The sequence below is a fragment of the Paracoccus endophyticus genome, assembly GCF_003286075.1.
In the GTDB taxonomy this organism is placed as follows: Bacteria; Pseudomonadota; Alphaproteobacteria; order Rhodobacterales; family Rhodobacteraceae; genus Paracoccus; species Paracoccus endophyticus.
The window spans coordinates 504,858-518,919 of sequence record NZ_QLUV01000001.1 but is presented as its reverse complement, the minus strand read 5'-3'; the positions used below and the strand labels follow the sequence as shown (position 1 = coordinate 518,919).

At 71.2% G+C, this 14,062-nt stretch carries 15 protein-coding genes; 8 read left to right on the top strand and 7 right to left on the bottom strand.

The features are described 5' to 3' along the window. Positions 1–138: 138 nt before the first annotated feature. Both DPQ23_RS02485 and DPQ23_RS02480 read right to left on the bottom strand, forming a co-directional pair. Positions 139–1,218 carry an FAD-binding oxidoreductase gene (locus DPQ23_RS02485; protein WP_112873061.1) on the bottom strand — a complete coding sequence of 360 codons (1,080 nt, stop codon included), beginning with the start codon at positions 1,216–1,218 and terminating at the stop codon, positions 139–141. Beyond that, complete coding sequence (locus DPQ23_RS02480; protein ID WP_112873060.1) at positions 1,215–2,462, bottom strand: aromatic ring-hydroxylating oxygenase subunit alpha; 1,248 nt, start codon at positions 2,460–2,462, stop codon at positions 1,215–1,217. The genes DPQ23_RS02485 and DPQ23_RS02480 overlap by 4 nt, the downstream gene beginning before the upstream one ends. A gap of 177 nt (positions 2,463–2,639) precedes the next feature. Here DPQ23_RS02480 and DPQ23_RS02475 point away from each other — a divergent pair, with 177 nt between their 5' ends. Continuing rightward, positions 2,640–3,641: a TAXI family TRAP transporter solute-binding subunit gene (locus tag DPQ23_RS02475; protein ID WP_112873059.1), complete on the top strand. Its 1,002-nt coding sequence runs from the start codon at positions 2,640–2,642 to the stop codon at positions 3,639–3,641. Between the two features lie 65 nt (positions 3,642–3,706). After that, positions 3,707–5,797: a TRAP transporter permease gene (locus DPQ23_RS02470; RefSeq protein WP_112873058.1), complete on the top strand. Its 2,091-nt coding sequence runs from the start codon at positions 3,707–3,709 to the stop codon at positions 5,795–5,797. On the opposite strand, the gene DPQ23_RS02465 is transcribed toward DPQ23_RS02470, so the two are convergent. After that, on the bottom strand, positions 5,794–6,474 hold the full coding sequence (locus DPQ23_RS02465; protein WP_112873057.1) for a response regulator transcription factor: 681 nt from the start codon (positions 6,472–6,474) through the stop codon (positions 5,794–5,796). The two genes, DPQ23_RS02470 and DPQ23_RS02465, sit on opposite strands and share 4 nt — an antisense overlap. Further along, positions 6,474–7,781 (bottom strand): histidine kinase, encoded by a 1,308-nt coding sequence (locus DPQ23_RS02460; protein WP_112873056.1) that lies wholly within the window; start codon positions 7,779–7,781, stop codon positions 6,474–6,476. The genes DPQ23_RS02465 and DPQ23_RS02460 overlap by 1 nt, the downstream gene beginning before the upstream one ends. Positions 7,782–7,902: 121 nt before the next feature. Here DPQ23_RS02460 and DPQ23_RS02455 point away from each other — a divergent pair, with 121 nt between their 5' ends. The 5 genes from DPQ23_RS02455 (at position 7,903) to DPQ23_RS02435 (ending at position 10,613) form a co-directional block, all read left to right on the top strand. Next, positions 7,903–8,352 carry a GAF domain-containing protein gene (locus DPQ23_RS02455; protein ID WP_112873055.1) on the top strand — a complete coding sequence of 150 codons (450 nt, stop codon included), beginning with the start codon at positions 7,903–7,905 and terminating at the stop codon, positions 8,350–8,352. Beyond that, a complete protein-coding gene (locus DPQ23_RS02450) occupies positions 8,330–8,734 on the top strand; it encodes a GFA family protein (protein ID WP_112873054.1) in 405 nt (134 codons plus the stop codon). The genes DPQ23_RS02455 and DPQ23_RS02450 overlap by 23 nt, the downstream gene beginning before the upstream one ends. A gap of 10 nt (positions 8,735–8,744) precedes the next feature. Continuing rightward, complete coding sequence (locus DPQ23_RS02445; protein ID WP_112873053.1) at positions 8,745–9,371, top strand: LysE family translocator; 627 nt, start codon at positions 8,745–8,747, stop codon at positions 9,369–9,371. Continuing rightward, positions 9,368–10,015 (top strand): RluA family pseudouridine synthase, encoded by a 648-nt coding sequence (locus DPQ23_RS02440; RefSeq protein ID WP_112873052.1) that lies wholly within the window; start codon positions 9,368–9,370, stop codon positions 10,013–10,015. The genes DPQ23_RS02445 and DPQ23_RS02440 overlap by 4 nt, the downstream gene beginning before the upstream one ends. A gap of 61 nt (positions 10,016–10,076) precedes the next feature. Beyond that, a complete protein-coding gene (locus DPQ23_RS02435) occupies positions 10,077–10,613 on the top strand; it encodes a lipocalin family protein (protein WP_112873051.1) in 537 nt (178 codons plus the stop codon). Between the two features lie 146 nt (positions 10,614–10,759). Here the strand turns inward: DPQ23_RS02435 and DPQ23_RS02430 are convergent, their stop codons facing one another. The 3 genes from DPQ23_RS02430 to hslV all read right to left on the bottom strand — a co-directional run bounded on the left by DPQ23_RS02430 (position 10,760) and on the right by hslV (position 13,079). Continuing rightward, positions 10,760–10,957, bottom strand: a complete 198-nt coding sequence (locus tag DPQ23_RS02430; RefSeq protein ID WP_112873050.1) for a PLD nuclease N-terminal domain-containing protein — start codon at positions 10,955–10,957, stop codon at positions 10,760–10,762. Positions 10,958–11,145: 188 nt separating this feature from the next. Further along, on the bottom strand, positions 11,146–12,453 hold the full coding sequence (gene hslU, locus DPQ23_RS02425; RefSeq protein ID WP_112873049.1) for an ATP-dependent protease ATPase subunit HslU: 1,308 nt from the start codon (positions 12,451–12,453) through the stop codon (positions 11,146–11,148). A 68-nt stretch (positions 12,454–12,521) separates the two neighbouring features. Next, complete coding sequence (gene hslV, locus DPQ23_RS02420; protein ID WP_112873048.1) at positions 12,522–13,079, bottom strand: ATP-dependent protease subunit HslV; 558 nt, start codon at positions 13,077–13,079, stop codon at positions 12,522–12,524. A gap of 82 nt (positions 13,080–13,161) precedes the next feature. Between hslV and DPQ23_RS02415 the strand changes: the two genes are divergently transcribed. Continuing rightward, positions 13,162–14,043, top strand: a complete 882-nt coding sequence (locus tag DPQ23_RS02415; RefSeq protein WP_112873047.1) for a hypothetical protein — start codon at positions 13,162–13,164, stop codon at positions 14,041–14,043. The last annotated feature ends 19 nt before the right edge of the window (positions 14,044–14,062 follow it).

Below are 14,062 nucleotides of genomic sequence, written 5' to 3'. Positions count from 1 at the left end.
CCGCCTTACGCGCCGGTCCGCCGCGACGGGCTGGCACCGGGACGCAACCTTCCGTCACAGGACGCCGGCGCGGGGGGCGTCGCCTCGGCGCGGTCCGGCCGCGCCGGTGCCTGCCCGGTCACGGGGGCAGCCGCCTCGTCACACCGCGACCACCACCCGCCCCATCGGGTGCGAGCAGCAGGCAAGGATGTAGCCCTCCTCGATCTCGTCCTCGGTGATGCCGCCGTTGTGGACCATGTGGACCTCGCCCTCGGTCTTCATCACCTTGCAGGTGCCGCACAGGCCGAAGGTGCAGCCGGACGGGATGTTCAGCCCGCTGGCCTTGGCCACCGCCAGCACCGTGTCGGTTTCCGTGCAGGGCGCGCTGACGCCGGACAGGGCGAACACGACCTCGGCCCGCGCCGTCTCGTCGGGAACCACGTCGTCGAGGACCGGCACTTCGGCCTCGTTGCGGGCGGGGGCCGCAAAGCTTTCCTGGTGATACCGCTCCATGTCGAAGCCCAGCGCGCCCAGCATGTCGCGCACCGCCTGCATGAAGGGCTCGGGGCCGCAGCAGAACACCTCGCGCTCCAGATAGTCGGGGGCCATCAGGCCCAGCATGATCTGGTTCAGCCGCCCGCGATAGCCGGTCCAGGCGCGGAACGGGTCCGTCTCCTCGACGGTAAAGCGCAGCTGCAACCCCGGCACCCGGTCGGCCATGCCTTCCAGCCGCTGGCGGAAGATGATCTCGGACGGCGTGCGCGCGGCATGGACGAAGACGATGTCGGGCATCTCGCCCGAATCCCACATCCAGGTCGTCATCGACATCATCGGCGTGATGCCGGACCCGGCCGAGATGAACAGGTATTTCCCCGCCGGGTGCCGGTGGTTGGTGAACACCCCCGCCGGGCCATAGGCCCTGATCCGCATCCCCGGCCGCAGGTGGTCCAGCATCCAGCGGGTCGCCAGGCTGCCCGTCTGCGCCTTGACCGTGATCCCGATGGACAGCGGGCGCGAGGGGGACGAGCTGATCGTATAGGTCCGCTGCACGTTGCCCCCCGGCAGCGGCAGGTCCAGCGTCAGGAACTGGCCGGGCTGGTAATCGAACCACGCCCCCGACGGCGCGCGAAAGGTGAAGGTGGCGGTGTCCGCGGTCTCGGGCACCACCATCGCGCATTCCAGCGCCTCGGCATCCGTCCAGGCGGGGCCGGACAGCGGCCGCGTGACCGGACCCGTCATTCGGCCGCCAGCGCCTGTGCCGCATCGCCGCCCAGCCGTTCCGTCATGCGGCGGCAGTACCAGTCGACGAAATGGATCACGCCTTCCTCCTGCCGGGGGGAATAGGGGCCGGGCTGATAGGCGGGGGACAGGATCCCGGCCTGGTTCTCCTCGACCACGCGGCGGTCCTCGTCGTTGGTGGCGGTCCAGACCTCGGTCAGGGCCTTCAGGTCATAGTCCTGCCCCTCGACCGCGTCCTTGCGGACCAGCCATTTCGACGTGACCTCGGTTTCGGTGGCGCTGATCGGCAAAAGGCGGAACAGGATCGCGTGGTCGGGCAGGAAATGGTGCCAGCTTGACGGGAAGTGATAGAACATCAGCGACCCGGCGTCGTTCCACGGGATGGTGCCCATGCGCTTGCTGACCGCGGCCCTGGTGGACATCGTAAAGGATTCGGCGTTGTTCATCAGCGGCACGCGGGCCAGCCGCCACTGCATGTGCGCGTCATTGACGAAGCGCGACGGAATCCCGGCCGCGTCGCAGCGGTCCCAGTGGGACAGGATCTCGGGGGATGCGGCCTGCGGCCCCTCCATCACCGTCATCAGGGGATCGTCGGAATAGGTGCGGCAGAGTTCGGGGTGCGACCCCGAGCAATGATAGCATTCGCGGTTGTTCTCGATCACCAGCTTCCAGTTGCCCTTTTCCACGATGGTCGAGGAATGGGCGACCTTGGCATCGTCGAGCAGCCCGCTGGGCGCGAGATAGTCGTTCAGGATGCCGTGCAGGCGGTCGAACTCGGGCGGCGCGTCCGCCAGGCAGATCCAGACCATGCCGCCCGCGTTGCGGCAGGCAACGGGCTTCAGCCCGAACTGGCCGGCGTCGAAGTCCGGCCCCATGTCGCGGGCGAACAGAAGCCGGCCGTCGAGGTCATAGGTCCACTGGTGATAGGGGCAGACCAGCTTGGCGGCCGAGCCGCAGGGCTTGGCCGACAGCCGCTGGCCGCGGTGGCGGCAGACGTTGTGGAAGGCACGGATCTCCTTGTCGGCGCCGCGCACGATGATGACCGGATAGGCGCCGACCTGCAGGGTGGCGTAATTGCCGGTCCTGGGGATCTCGGCCGACGGGATGGCGAACAGCCATTCCTTGTACCAGATCTGGTCCAGGTCGGTCTGGAACACGCCCGGATCGCAGTAAAGGTCGCGGTCGAGCGAATAGGCGGGGCGGCGGGCGCGGATGCGGGCCAGAGTCTGGGCGGGGTCCAACATGGCGGCTCCATTGAACGACGACATCGCGCCAGATTTGCACCCGCCGCGCGGCGGCACACGCGCCGAATCCGACATCGCGCCGACGGATTCGGACAGATTGTCGCAGGGTGATGGGCGGTTGTGCCCACCCGCGCGCGGGGGTTACGCTGGCGGGGACGTTCGACAACAGGGGTTATCATGTTCACCAGAAAGATCCTGGGCCTTGCGGCCGCCGCGGTGCTGGCCGCAACCGGCGCGGCCGCCGCGCAAGAAATGACGTTCTTCCGCATCGGGACGGGCGGCACGTCGGGCACCTACTACCCGATCGGCGGCCTTCTGGCGAACGCCATCTCGGCCCCGCCCGGGTCGCGGCCCTGCGAGGATGGCGGCGCCTGCGGCGTGCCGGGGCTGGTCGCCAGCGCGCTGGCGTCGAACGGATCGGTCGCCAACGTCAACGCCATCGTCGGCGGCACGCTGGAATCGGGCTTTGCACAGGGCGACGTGGCGACCTGGGCGCAGACCGGCACCGGCATCTGGGAGGGCAAGCCCCCCGCCGACACGCTGCGCGCCATCGCCAACCTGTATCCCGAATCGATCCACCTGGTCGCCAGCGCGGCGTCGGGCATCAGCTCGGTCGCCGATCTCAAGGGCAAGCGCGTGTCGCTGGACGAGCCGGGGTCGGGCACGCTGGTCGACGCGCAGCTGATCCTGGCCGCCGCGGGGCTGAGCGAAAGCGACATCACCCCCGAATACCTCAAGCCCGACCAGGCGGCCGACCGCATGAAGGACGGCGCGATGGACGCGTTCTTCTTCGTCGGCGGCTATCCGGCCGGCGCCATCGCCGAACTGGCCAGCCAGCAGGACGTCAGGATCGTCCCGATCGAGGGCGAGGTGGCCGCCAAGGTGCTGGAGAACAAGTTCTTCGCCACCGACATCATCCCCGCCGGCACCTACGAGGGGACGACCGCCGACGTGCCGACCATCGCCGTGGGCGCGCAGTGGGTCACCTCGGCCAGCCAGCCCGACGAGCTGATCTATGGCATCACCAAGGCGCTGTGGAACGACGCCACCCGCGCGCAGCTGGACGCGGGCCACGCCAAGGGCAAGCAGATCGTCAAGGAAAACGCCCTTGCAGGCGTGGGCATTCCGCTGCATCCCGGCGCCGAGCGCTTCTACAAGGAAGCAGGGCTGCTGAAGTAAGCCGCCAACCGGGGGGCGCGGGGTCGCAGGATCCCGCGCCCCGCCTGCCCACAAGGACCAGCATCATGACAGATCCCCGGCACGACCCGCAGCAGCCGCAGCATTACGACCAGCCCAACCTGCTGGACGCCGACGCCCTGCAGGCGCTGGAGGAGAAATACGACCCCGAGATGCGCTTTCGCGACCTGCTGGGGCCGGTCGCGGCGCTGGCCGGCGGCATCCTGTTCCTGCTGAGCTGCTATCATTTCTACACCGCCGGGTTCGGCATCCCGCAGGCGACGGTGCATCGCGGCCTGCACATGGCGGCGACGCTGTTTCTGGTGTTCCTGTCGTTTTCCGCCTTTGGCCGGCAGCAGGCCGTGCGCGGGCCGGGCGCCTTCCTCGGCCTGCCGCTGATCGACTGGGCGATGGCCATCGCCGGCGCGGCCGCCTCGCTGTACGTGCCGTGGATCTATGACCAGCTGGCGTTCCGGGTCGGCAACCCGAACCTGACCGACATCACGATGGGCACGATCCTGATCGTCGTCCTGCTCGAGGCGGTGCGCCGGTCGATGGGCTGGCCGCTGCCGGTGATCGCCATCCTGTTCATCGCCTATGCGTATTTCGGGCGAAACATGCCGGGCATCCTGGTCCATCCGGGGGCAAGCTGGTCCAACATCGTCAACCACCTGTACCTGACCTCGCAGGGCATCTACGGCACCGCGCTGGGCGTGATCGCGACCTATGTGTTCCACTTCGTGCTGTTCGGCGTCATGGCGACGCGGATCGGGCTGGGGCAGCTGTTCATCGACGTGGCCTCGGCCGCCGCAGGCCGATTTGCCGGCGGGCCCGCCAAGGTGTCGGTGCTGTCCTCGGCGCTGCTGGGCTCGATCTCGGGCTCGTCCATCGCCAACACGGTCACGACCGGGGCGCTGACCATCCCGGCGATGATCCGGGTGGGCTATCCCCGCCACTTCGCCGCCGCGGTCGAGGCCGCAGCCTCGACCGGCGGGCAGATCACGCCGCCGGTGATGGGCGCGGTCGCGTTCCTGATGATCGAATACCTGGGCCTGCCGCTGACCACGATCCTGACGGCGGCCATCGTGCCCGCGTTCATGCATTTCTTCGGCGTGCTGGTCCAGGTCCACCTGGAGGCGAAGCGCCTGGGCCTGCGCGGCCTGCACCCGTCGGAACTGCCCAACGCCTGGAAGGTGCTGCGCGCCGGCTGGCTGACCGTGGTGCCGCTGATCGTGCTGATCGCCGTGCTGCTGTCGGGGCGCACGCCCTTTGCCGCGGCGTTCTGGTCGATCATCGCCTGCATCGTCGTGCTGCTGTGGCAGGAGCTGTCGGCCCACGGCCTGGCGACCGGACTGCGCCGCGCGGCGCACGGCCTTTACGAGGGGTTCGTCCTGGGGGCCAAGCAGTCGCTGGCCGTCACCGCCGCGGCGGCCCTGGTGGGCGTGGTGATCGGGGTGGTGACGCTGACCGGCGTCGGCTTCAAGATCGCCTACATGGTCACGGGCGTCGCGGCGGGCTGGGCGGAATCCGTCTCGAGCGTGCTGGCCATCCTGCCGTTCGAGGTGATGGGCCTTCAGTCCCTGACCCTGCTGTTCACCCTGCTGCTGACGGCCGTCGTCTGCGTGCTGATGGGCTGCGGCATCCCGACCACGGCCAACTACATCATCATGGTGGCGGTCGCGGCGCCGGTCCTGGGGCTGCTGAACGTCCAGCCGCTCGTCGCGCATTTCTTCGTCTTCTACTATGGGGTGCTGGCCGACGTGACGCCGCCGGTGGCGATGGCCGCCTATGCCGCGTCGGGGATCGCGGGGGCCAACGCGTTCAAGGCCGGGAACACCGCGTTCCGGCTGTCCATGGGCAAGGCGCTGGTGCCGTTCGTCTTCGCCTTCCAGCCGGCGCTGCTGCTGGTGACCGACGGCTTCACGTGGAACGCGTTCGTGCTGGCCTTCGGGGGCGCGGTGCTGGGCATCTGGGCGCTGTCGGCGGCGATTACCGGCTGGATGTTCGCGTCCCTGCTGATGATCGAGCGGCTGGCCCTGACCGTGGCCGCGGTCCTGCTGGTCGCGCCCGACTGGACGGCGACGCTGATCGGGCTGGCGATCCTGGTCCCGGTGGGGGTGCGCCAGCTTGCGGCCGCGCGACGGGTGGCGGCGGTCTAGCCGCCCTCGACCGCGATCCGGATCAGGCCCGTCATGCTGGCCACGCCCAGCTTGCGCTTGAGGGTCGAGGTGGTGTTGGCCGCGGTCTTGTAGCTGACCCCCAGCGCATCGGCGATCTGCTGCAGCGACCGGCCCTGGCCGACCAGCGACAGCACCTCGGTCTCGCGGTCGGTCAGGGTCGCGGCCCGGCTGCGCCCCTGCGTCGCCAGCGCCAGCGCCTGCTTGTGGGAGAGATAGACCTCGCCCGCGGCAACGGCGCGGACGGCGGCCGCAAACTCCTCGGGGGCGGCGTTCTTGGACAGGAACCCGCGCGCGCCCTCGGCCAGCGCGCGGCTGGCGAATCCGGGCTGGTCGTTCATGGAAAACATCAGGATCGCCGCACCGGGTGCGCGGGCCAGGATAGGCGCGATCAGCGCCAGCCCGCCCGCGCCCGGCAGCACGATGTCCAGCACCACCAGCGCCGGCCGGTGGCCCGCGTCCAGCTGGGCCAGCGCCTCGTCCCCCGACATCGCCTTGAGCACGGGGCCGTAGCCCAGGTCCGCCAGCAGCCGGCCGCAGCCCAGATGGGTGATCGGATGGTCATCGACCACCATCGCCACCGGGGGCGCACCGGCGGGTGCGTCGTCGCGCGCGGGCGAGGCGGCAGGGGCGCCAACAGGGGAGGCAGGCTCGGGCATCAGGCATCCGCAGGCAGGGTGGCGGTCAATGTCGCACCGCCCGGACCGCTTTGCACGGCAAATGTGCCGCCCAGCAGGGCCACGCGTTCGCGCATCCCCGACAGGCCGTTGCCCTCGGCGGCGCCCCCCGTTCCGGGCCCGTCATCGGCCAGCCGGACCGTCCAGCCGGCCGGGCCGTGGCCCACGCTGGCCGTCACCGTGCGGGCCCCGGTCGCATGGCGCAGCACGTTGGTCGTGCCCTCCTGCAGGATGCGATAGATCGTCAGCGCCGTCGCCTCGTCGGGTTCGGGCAGGGCGGGGTCCAGATCCAGCGTCCAGTCGATCCGGTCATGGCGCGCGGCGAGGTCGTCGAACATGTCGGCCAGCACCGCCGCCAGCGGCAGCTGCCCCACCGCCATGGGCCGCAGCCCCGACAGCAGCGCGCTGTTCACCCGCCGGATGTCGTCGGCGATGGCCAGGATGGTTTCGGCGTGCGCCCGCAGGGCCGGATCGGGGGCCGCGTCGCGGATGGCCGCGGCCTCGACCCGCAGGGCGAACAGGTTGGGGCCGTATTCGTCGTGCAGGTCGCGGGCGACCGCCTTGCGTTCCTGGTCGCCCCGCCCGACCACCTGCCGCGACAGCCGCGCGCGGTCAGCCTGCGCGGCGGCCAGCGCGCCGCCCAGCCGGTCGATGTCGGCGGCCAGCGGCGCGAGGTCGGGGACCGAGACGCGGTCCGCCCGGGCCGTCAGGTCGCCCTGCGCCAGCCGCGCCAGCACCGCGCGCAGCCGGCCCAAAGGGCGCAGCCCGGCGCGCAGCACCACCGCCGTCAGGCCCACCTGTGCGGCGGCGGCCAGCGCCATGACCAGCGCCAGCGCCCGGGCATCGCGCCAGATCTCGGCAATCTCGACACCCGGATCGGCCGAGATGACGGCCAGCCCGCGCATGTTGCGGTTCTCGACGATCGGCAGCTCGCTGGCGTGGCCCGTGGGCGCGAGAAGGCGCGCAAACCAGGCGGGCGCGGGGCCCGGGCGTGCCAGACGGCTTGGCGGGACCAGCGTGCGGCCGCTTTGCACGTCATACAGCGTGATGCGCGCATGGCGCGGCTGCACCAGCCGTTCGGCCAGCGCCGGAACCAGCACCGGGCCGGGCACGGCGTCGATCAGGGTGGCGACGCTGGCCAGCACCAGCGCGCGCGCCGCCTGGATCGAGCCGTCCACCTCGGCCGCCACCGCCGCGCGCGCGTTGCCGGCCAGAAGCGCGCCCACCGCGGCGGCCAGCACCAGCTGGACGACCAGCACCAGGGACAGGATGCGCGCGGTCAGGGTCATGGCCCGGGTCTGGCACGCGGCCGCCCCCGCAGCAACCGCGGCGGCGGGGCGGCCCAAGGTGGCCGATGCCCGGCCCTCGCCGCGTCTTTCGCCCCCCGTTGCGACGCGCTAACCTGCGGCCATGTTCGATGACGCCCTGACCGCCCGCATCCGCGCCCTGACCGACGGCGAGACCGACGAGGTCGCGCTGATGGCCACCCTCGCCTGCGAGATCCACGCCGCCGACGATCGCTGCGACTGGACCGGGTTCTATCGCGTGACCGCGCCCGAGGTGCTGAAGATCGGCCCCTATCAGGGCGGCCACGGCTGCCTGACGATCCCGTTTTCGCGCGGGGTCTGCGGGGCGGCGGCGCGCAGCCGGCAGACCCAGGTCGTGCCGGACGTCGAGGCGTTTGCCGGCCACATCGCCTGCTCAAGCTCGACCCGGTCCGAGATCGTGGTGCCGGTCATCGGCGCGGGCGGGCGCCTGATCGGCGTGCTGGACATCGACAGCGACCGGCCCGGCGCCTTTGACGCGGCCGACGCCGCGGTTCTGGAAAGGATCCTGCATGACGTCTTCGGACAGCTCTGAGCGCCGCGCCGCGTGCCTGTGCGGCGCGATCCGGGCCACGATGCGCGGGCCGCTGCCCGACGTCGCGGCCTGCCATTGCGGCCAGTGCCGGCGCTGGTCGGGCCATGTCTGGGCCGCCGTGCCCGTCCCGAACGACCGCCTGACGATCGAGGGCGCCGAGCACATCCGCTGGTATCGGTCGTCCGACAGGGCCGAGCGCGGGTTTTGCGCCACCTGCGGCAGCTCGATGTTCTGGCGCGCGATCGGGCGGGGGGACACCGACGTCGCGCTGGGCTGCATTCAGGCGCCGACGGGCCTGCGGCTGGAACGCCACATCTGGGTCGCCGACAAGGGCGACTACTACGACATCGCCGACGGCCTGCCGCAGGACCCCGCGCAGTGAGGGACCGCCGTTGATCTGGGACACGCTGGCCGCGATCCCGTGGCCGCAGCTGGCCGGCTTTGTCGCGGGCGGGCTGGTGCTGAACGTCGCCCCCGGTCAGGACGTGTTCTTCGCCACCGCCTGCGGGGTGCAGGGGGGCGCCCGGGCGGGTGCGCTGGCGGGGCTGGGCGTGGGCTTTGGCGTGCTGGTCCACGTGGCGCTGACCACGCTGGGCCTGGGCGCGGTGGTGGCGGCCCATCCCGGCGCGCTGACGGCGATCAGGTGGCTGGGCGCGGCCTACCTGGCGGTGCTGGCGGTGCAGGCCTGGCGCGCGCCGCCCCCCGACCCGACCGCGCGGGGATCGGTGCGGCCGTGGACGATCATCCGGCGCGGGATGCTCTCGAACCTGCTGAACCCCAAGCCGCTGCTGTTCCTGCTGGCCTTCCTTCCGCAGTTCACCAGCCCTGCCTATGGACCCCTGTGGCAGCAGTTGCTGGCGCTGGGGCTGATCTTCGCGTTCACCGGAACGCTGGTCACCATGGCCTATGGCGCGGCCGGCGGCTGGCTGGGCATGCGCCTGGGGGCGCGGCTGGGCGTGCTGAACAAGGCCGCCGCCGTGCTGTTCGGCGCTCTGGCCCTGCGGCTGGTCGTGCGATGAGCTTTGTCTATGCGCCCACGGCCGAACAGCCGCGCCTGATCCACGACGACGACCAGATCCTGGTCGTGGACAAGCCCGCGGGCCTTTTGTCCGTGCCCGGCCGGGGCGAGGATCGGGCCGACTGCCTGATCGCCCGCCTGCGCGCGGCCTTTCCCACCGTGCTGCTGGTGCATCGGCTGGACCTGGACACGTCCGGCGTGATGGTCTTTGCGCTGACCCCGCACGCCCAGCGCCACCTGGGCCAGCAGTTCGAGCGGCGGCAGGTCAAGAAATCCTATGTCGCGCGGGTCTGGGGGCGGATGCAGGGGGCGTCGGGCCGCGTCGATGCGGCGCTGATCGTGGACTGGCCGAACCGGCCCCGCCAGCGGATCGACCCCGAACAGGGCCGCCCCGCGCAGACCGACTGGCGCGTGATCCGCGCGACCGAGGCCGAAACGCGTGTCCGGCTGTTTCCGCTGACCGGGCGCAGCCATCAGCTGCGCGTCCACATGGCAAGCCTGGGCCATCCCATCCTGGGCGATCCGCTGTATGCGGCGGGGGCGGCCGCGGACCATCCGCGGCTGATGCTGCACGCGGAAACCCTGCGCCTGCGCCACCCCGACAGCAACGTCACCATGACGTTTTCCGCCCCCGTGCCGTTCTGATCGCGGCATCTTTCCACGCCGTCGCGCGTTGGCCCTGCGTCGCCAGCGAAAGGTCCCGCCGATGATCCGATTCCGCACCCTTGCCGTGGGCCTTGCCGCACTGGCGGCCGTGGCCGCCTGCTCGCGCGCCGTCATGACCCGCGTTCCCGCGGGGATCACCCCGGTCACCGGCTTTCAGGTCGACCGCTACATGGGCCAGTGGTACGAGATCGCGCGCCTGGACCACCGGTTCGAGCGCGGGATGACCGACGTCAGCGCCAGCTATGCGCTGAACGACGACGGCACGGTCCGCGTGGTGAACCGCGGGTTGAAGAACGGCCAGTGGAAATCGGTCGAGGGCACCGCCCGGTTCCTGGGCGACCCCGCGACGGCCAGCCTTGCGGTGATGTTCTTTCCCGGCTTTCCGGGCGGCTATCACGTCTTTGCGCTGGACCCCGATTACCGCTGGGCGGTCGTGTCGGGGCCGAACCGCGGCTATCTGTGGATCCTTGCGCGGCAGCCTGCGATGGACGAGGCGACCTATGGGCGCCTGACGGGCATCGCCCGTGACAACGGCTTTGCGGTGGACGATCTGATTCGGGTCCGTCACGGGGACTAGCGTGGGCCCCTGTCGGACGCGTCCCGGCCAGGCGTCGGCAAGGGCGCGCGGCCCGTCGCGGCTGGGCCTGCAAACCATCCGCCGCCGGTCAGCACGGCCCCTCGCGGGGCCGCCTGCGCGTCGGGTCGGGGCGGGTCACGCCTGCGTCACACCCGGCCCTTGTAGTTCGCCTTTGGCCCGGCGAACCACCAGGCGATCAGGCCGAGGACCGGCAGGACCGCCACGACGATCACCCAGATCACCTTGGACCGGCTCGCCGCGTTCGAGTTGATGATCGAGGCGATAGCCCACACGTCGAGGGCGAAGATGATCAGGCCGATCAGGCCGTTGAACATGCTGGACATGGCAGGACTCCGGTTGAGGTTGCCAGTCAACGGGCGGCGCCGCCTGCGGTTCCGGAGAAGGTGGCCGGCCAGGGCGTGGGCGCGCAGCGAGCCCCGGCGGCCGCCCCCCGATCGTCGCCGCAGGCGCCGGGCCGGGGGACGCCGCGCCCCGGCAGGTCACGCCGCAGCGGGCGGGTCAGCCCTTCCCTTTACAGCACATAGCGCGACAGGTCGGCCGACCGCGCCAGGTCGCCGATCTGCGTCTCGACAAAGGCCGCGTCCACCGTCACCGCCTGCCCGCCCCGGTCGGGCGCGGTAAAGGACAGCTCCTCGAACACCCGCTCCATCACGGTATACAGCCGCCGCGCGCCGATGTTCTCGACGCTGCCGTTGACCTCGGCGGCGATGCGCGCCAGCGCGGCGATGCCGTCGGGGGTGAAATCGACCGTCACCCCCTCGGTCCCCAGCAGCGCGGTGTATTGCCGGGTCAGGGCGTTGTCCGTCTCGGTCAGGATGCGGACGAAATCGCCCTCGGTCAGGGCGCGCAGCTCGACCCGGATGGGCAGGCGGCCCTGCAGTTCGGGCAGCAGGTCGCTGGGCTTGGCGACGTGGAACGCGCCCGAGGCGATGAACAGGATGTGGTCGGTCTTGACGGGGCCGTACTTGGTGCCGACGGTCGTGCCCTCGATCAGCGGCAGCAGGTCGCGCTGCACGCCTTCGCGGCTGACGTCGCCGCCGCGGGTTTCCTGGCGCGCGGCCACCTTGTCGATCTCGTCGATGAAGACGATGCCGGATTGCTGCACGGCCTCCAGCGCGGCGGCCTTGACGGTGTCGTCGTCCAGCAGCTTGTCGGCCTCCTCGGCGATCAGCAGGTCATAGGATTCCGCCACCGTCACCTTGCGGCGCACGCGGCGCCCGCCGAACGCCTTCATCAGGCCCGACAGGTCCATCATGCCGCCGACCGGCATGCCGGGCATGCCCGGCATCTCCAGCCCGCCCAGCGGGTTCGAGGCGTCGGCCAGGTCCAGCTCGATCACCGTCGCGTCCAGCTCGCCCCGCTTCAGCTTGCCGCGGAACAGATCGCGCGTCTGCTCGCGCGCGCCCTCGCCGGCGACGGCCTCCAGCACGCGCTCCTCGGCGGCCTGGTGGGCGCGCGCCTTCACGGCCTCGCGCATGCGTTCGCGGGTGTCCACGATGGCGGCGTCGGTCAGGTCGCGGATGATCTGTTCGACGTCGCGCCCGACATAGCCGACCTCGGTGAACTTGGTCGCCTCGACCTTGATGAAGGGGGCCTGCGCCAGCTTCGCCAGCCTGCGGCTGATCTCGGTCTTGCCGACGCCGGTGGGGCCGATCATCAGGATGTTCTTGGGATAGACCTCGTCGCGCAGGTCGTCGGGCAGCTGCTGGCGCCGCCAGCGGTTGCGCATGGCCACGGCCACGGCGCGCTTGGCCTCGGCCTGGCCGATGATGAAGCGGTCAAGCTCGCTGACGATCTCGCGGGGGGTCAGGGTGGTCATGGGTCTTTCGCCTTGGTCCAGGGGTTCACGGGCAGGTCCGCGGCCGCGGACGGGCGGGCACGGGCCCCTTATCCGCCGATCGTTTCCACCGTCAGGTTGCCGTTGGTGTAGACGCAGATGTCGGCGGCGATCTGCATGGCGCGGCGGGCCACGCCTTCGGCGTCCAGGTCGCTGTCCATCAGGCCGCGGGCCGCCGCCAGCGCATAGTTGCCGCCCGATCCGATGGCGGCCACGTCGTGTTCGGGTTCCAGCACGTCGCCCGCGCCGGTCACGACATAGATCTGCGCGCCGTCGGTCACGATCAGCATGGCTTCCAGGTTGCGCAGGTACTTGTCGGTGCGCCAGTCCTTGGCCAGCTCGACGCAGGCGCGCTGCAGCTGGCCGGGGGCGGAGTCCAGCTTCTTCTCCAGCCGCTCCAGCAGGGTGAAGGCGTCGGCGGTCGATCCGGCGAAGCCCACAACGACGTCGCGCCCGCCCTGCGCCAGGCGGCGGACCTTGCGGGCCGTGCCCTTCATCACCGTCTGGCCGACGCTGACCTGGCCGTCGCCCGCCACGACCACGCGCCCGCCGCGGCGCACCGCCAGGATCGTGGTGCCGTGCCAGCCGGGAAATCGGTCGTCGCTCATCGCAGCCTCCGTTCGCATTGCGGCTCAGATAGGCGCGCGGCGCGGCTTTCGCAACGCGTGCGGCCGCATTAGCCTGCGCGCCATGACACGGCCCCTTCTGCGCGTCTATCTGGACGGCTCGATGCTGGACACCGCGCGGGCGGGGACGTTCCCGTTCATGCGCGTCCTGGCCCATGCCGTGCAGGGCGCGGGCTGGGCGGTGGACTGGCGCGACGCGGCCGAGGCGGTGGACCCCGACAGTTACGCCCTGGTCCACATGCGCCGCCCGGACACGCCGCGCACGCTCAGCTTTCGGCGGGCCTATCATTATCCGTTCTGGACCATCGAGCCTTGCGTGGAACGCTGGCGATTCGCGGTGGCGCGGGCGCGCTTCGATCCCGCGGCGGTCCCCGGCGCCGCCCGCGGCTTTGCGGGACGGCTGCGGGGCCGGGTGCTGCCGGGGCCGGACCCGGTGCGGGGCGATCACGTGCTGGTGCCCCTGCAGGGCCGGCTGCGGCAGGAACGCTCGTTCCAGACCATGAGCCCGGTCGCCATGCTGGACGCGGTGTGCGCCACCGGGCGGCCGGTCATCGCCACGCTGCACCCGCGCGAGGCCCCGGACCGCGCCGACCGCGCCGCGCTGGACCGGCTGGCGCGCAGGCACCGGAACCTGACCGTGGGCGGCGACACGATGGCGCGGCTGCGCGACTGCGCCTTCGTGGCGACGATGAACAGCGCGGTGGCCTTCGACGGCTATCTGCTGGGCAAGGCCGCGGTGCTGTTCGCGGCCATCGACTTTCACCACATCGGGCTGAACGTGGCGGACCTTGGCGCGCCCGCGGCACTGGACGCGGCCCCCGGCCACGCGCCGGATTTCGCGGCCTATCTGTGGTGGTTTCTCAAGCACCGCGCGATCGACGCCGGTGCCCCCGACGCCGCCGACCGCATCCGGTCGGCCATGCGAAAGGGCGGCTGGCCGATCTGACCCGCCGCCCCGTTCATCT

What these genes read in the sequence shown, in the direction of transcription:
- DPQ23_RS02435 (WP_112873051.1), top strand. Translation starts at nt 10,077, where the DNA reads ATGATCCGATTCCGCACCCTTGCCGTGGGCCTTGCCGCACTGGCGGCC.
- DPQ23_RS02430 (WP_112873050.1), bottom strand. Translation starts at nt 10,957, where the DNA reads ATGTCCAGCATGTTCAACGGCCTGATCGGCCTGATCATCTTCGCCCTC.
- DPQ23_RS02455 (WP_112873055.1), top strand. Translation starts at nt 7,903, where the DNA reads ATGTTCGATGACGCCCTGACCGCCCGCATCCGCGCCCTGACCGACGGC.
- DPQ23_RS02440 (WP_112873052.1), top strand. Translation starts at nt 9,368, where the DNA reads ATGAGCTTTGTCTATGCGCCCACGGCCGAACAGCCGCGCCTGATCCAC.
- DPQ23_RS02470 (WP_112873058.1), top strand. Translation starts at nt 3,707, where the DNA reads ATGACAGATCCCCGGCACGACCCGCAGCAGCCGCAGCATTACGACCAG.
- DPQ23_RS02415 (WP_112873047.1), top strand. Translation starts at nt 13,162, where the DNA reads ATGACACGGCCCCTTCTGCGCGTCTATCTGGACGGCTCGATGCTGGAC.
- DPQ23_RS02465 (WP_112873057.1), bottom strand. Translation starts at nt 6,474, where the DNA reads ATGCCCGAGCCTGCCTCCCCTGTTGGCGCCCCTGCCGCCTCGCCCGCG.
- DPQ23_RS02480 (WP_112873060.1), bottom strand. Translation starts at nt 2,462, where the DNA reads ATGTTGGACCCCGCCCAGACTCTGGCCCGCATCCGCGCCCGCCGCCCC.
- hslV (WP_112873048.1), bottom strand. Translation starts at nt 13,079, where the DNA reads ATGAGCGACGACCGATTTCCCGGCTGGCACGGCACCACGATCCTGGCG.
- DPQ23_RS02475 (WP_112873059.1), top strand. Translation starts at nt 2,640, where the DNA reads ATGTTCACCAGAAAGATCCTGGGCCTTGCGGCCGCCGCGGTGCTGGCC.
- DPQ23_RS02485 (WP_112873061.1), bottom strand. Translation starts at nt 1,218, where the DNA reads ATGACGGGTCCGGTCACGCGGCCGCTGTCCGGCCCCGCCTGGACGGAT.
- DPQ23_RS02450 (WP_112873054.1), top strand. Translation starts at nt 8,330, where the DNA reads ATGACGTCTTCGGACAGCTCTGAGCGCCGCGCCGCGTGCCTGTGCGGC.
- DPQ23_RS02460 (WP_112873056.1), bottom strand. Translation starts at nt 7,781, where the DNA reads ATGACCCTGACCGCGCGCATCCTGTCCCTGGTGCTGGTCGTCCAGCTG.
- hslU (WP_112873049.1), bottom strand. Translation starts at nt 12,453, where the DNA reads ATGACCACCCTGACCCCCCGCGAGATCGTCAGCGAGCTTGACCGCTTC.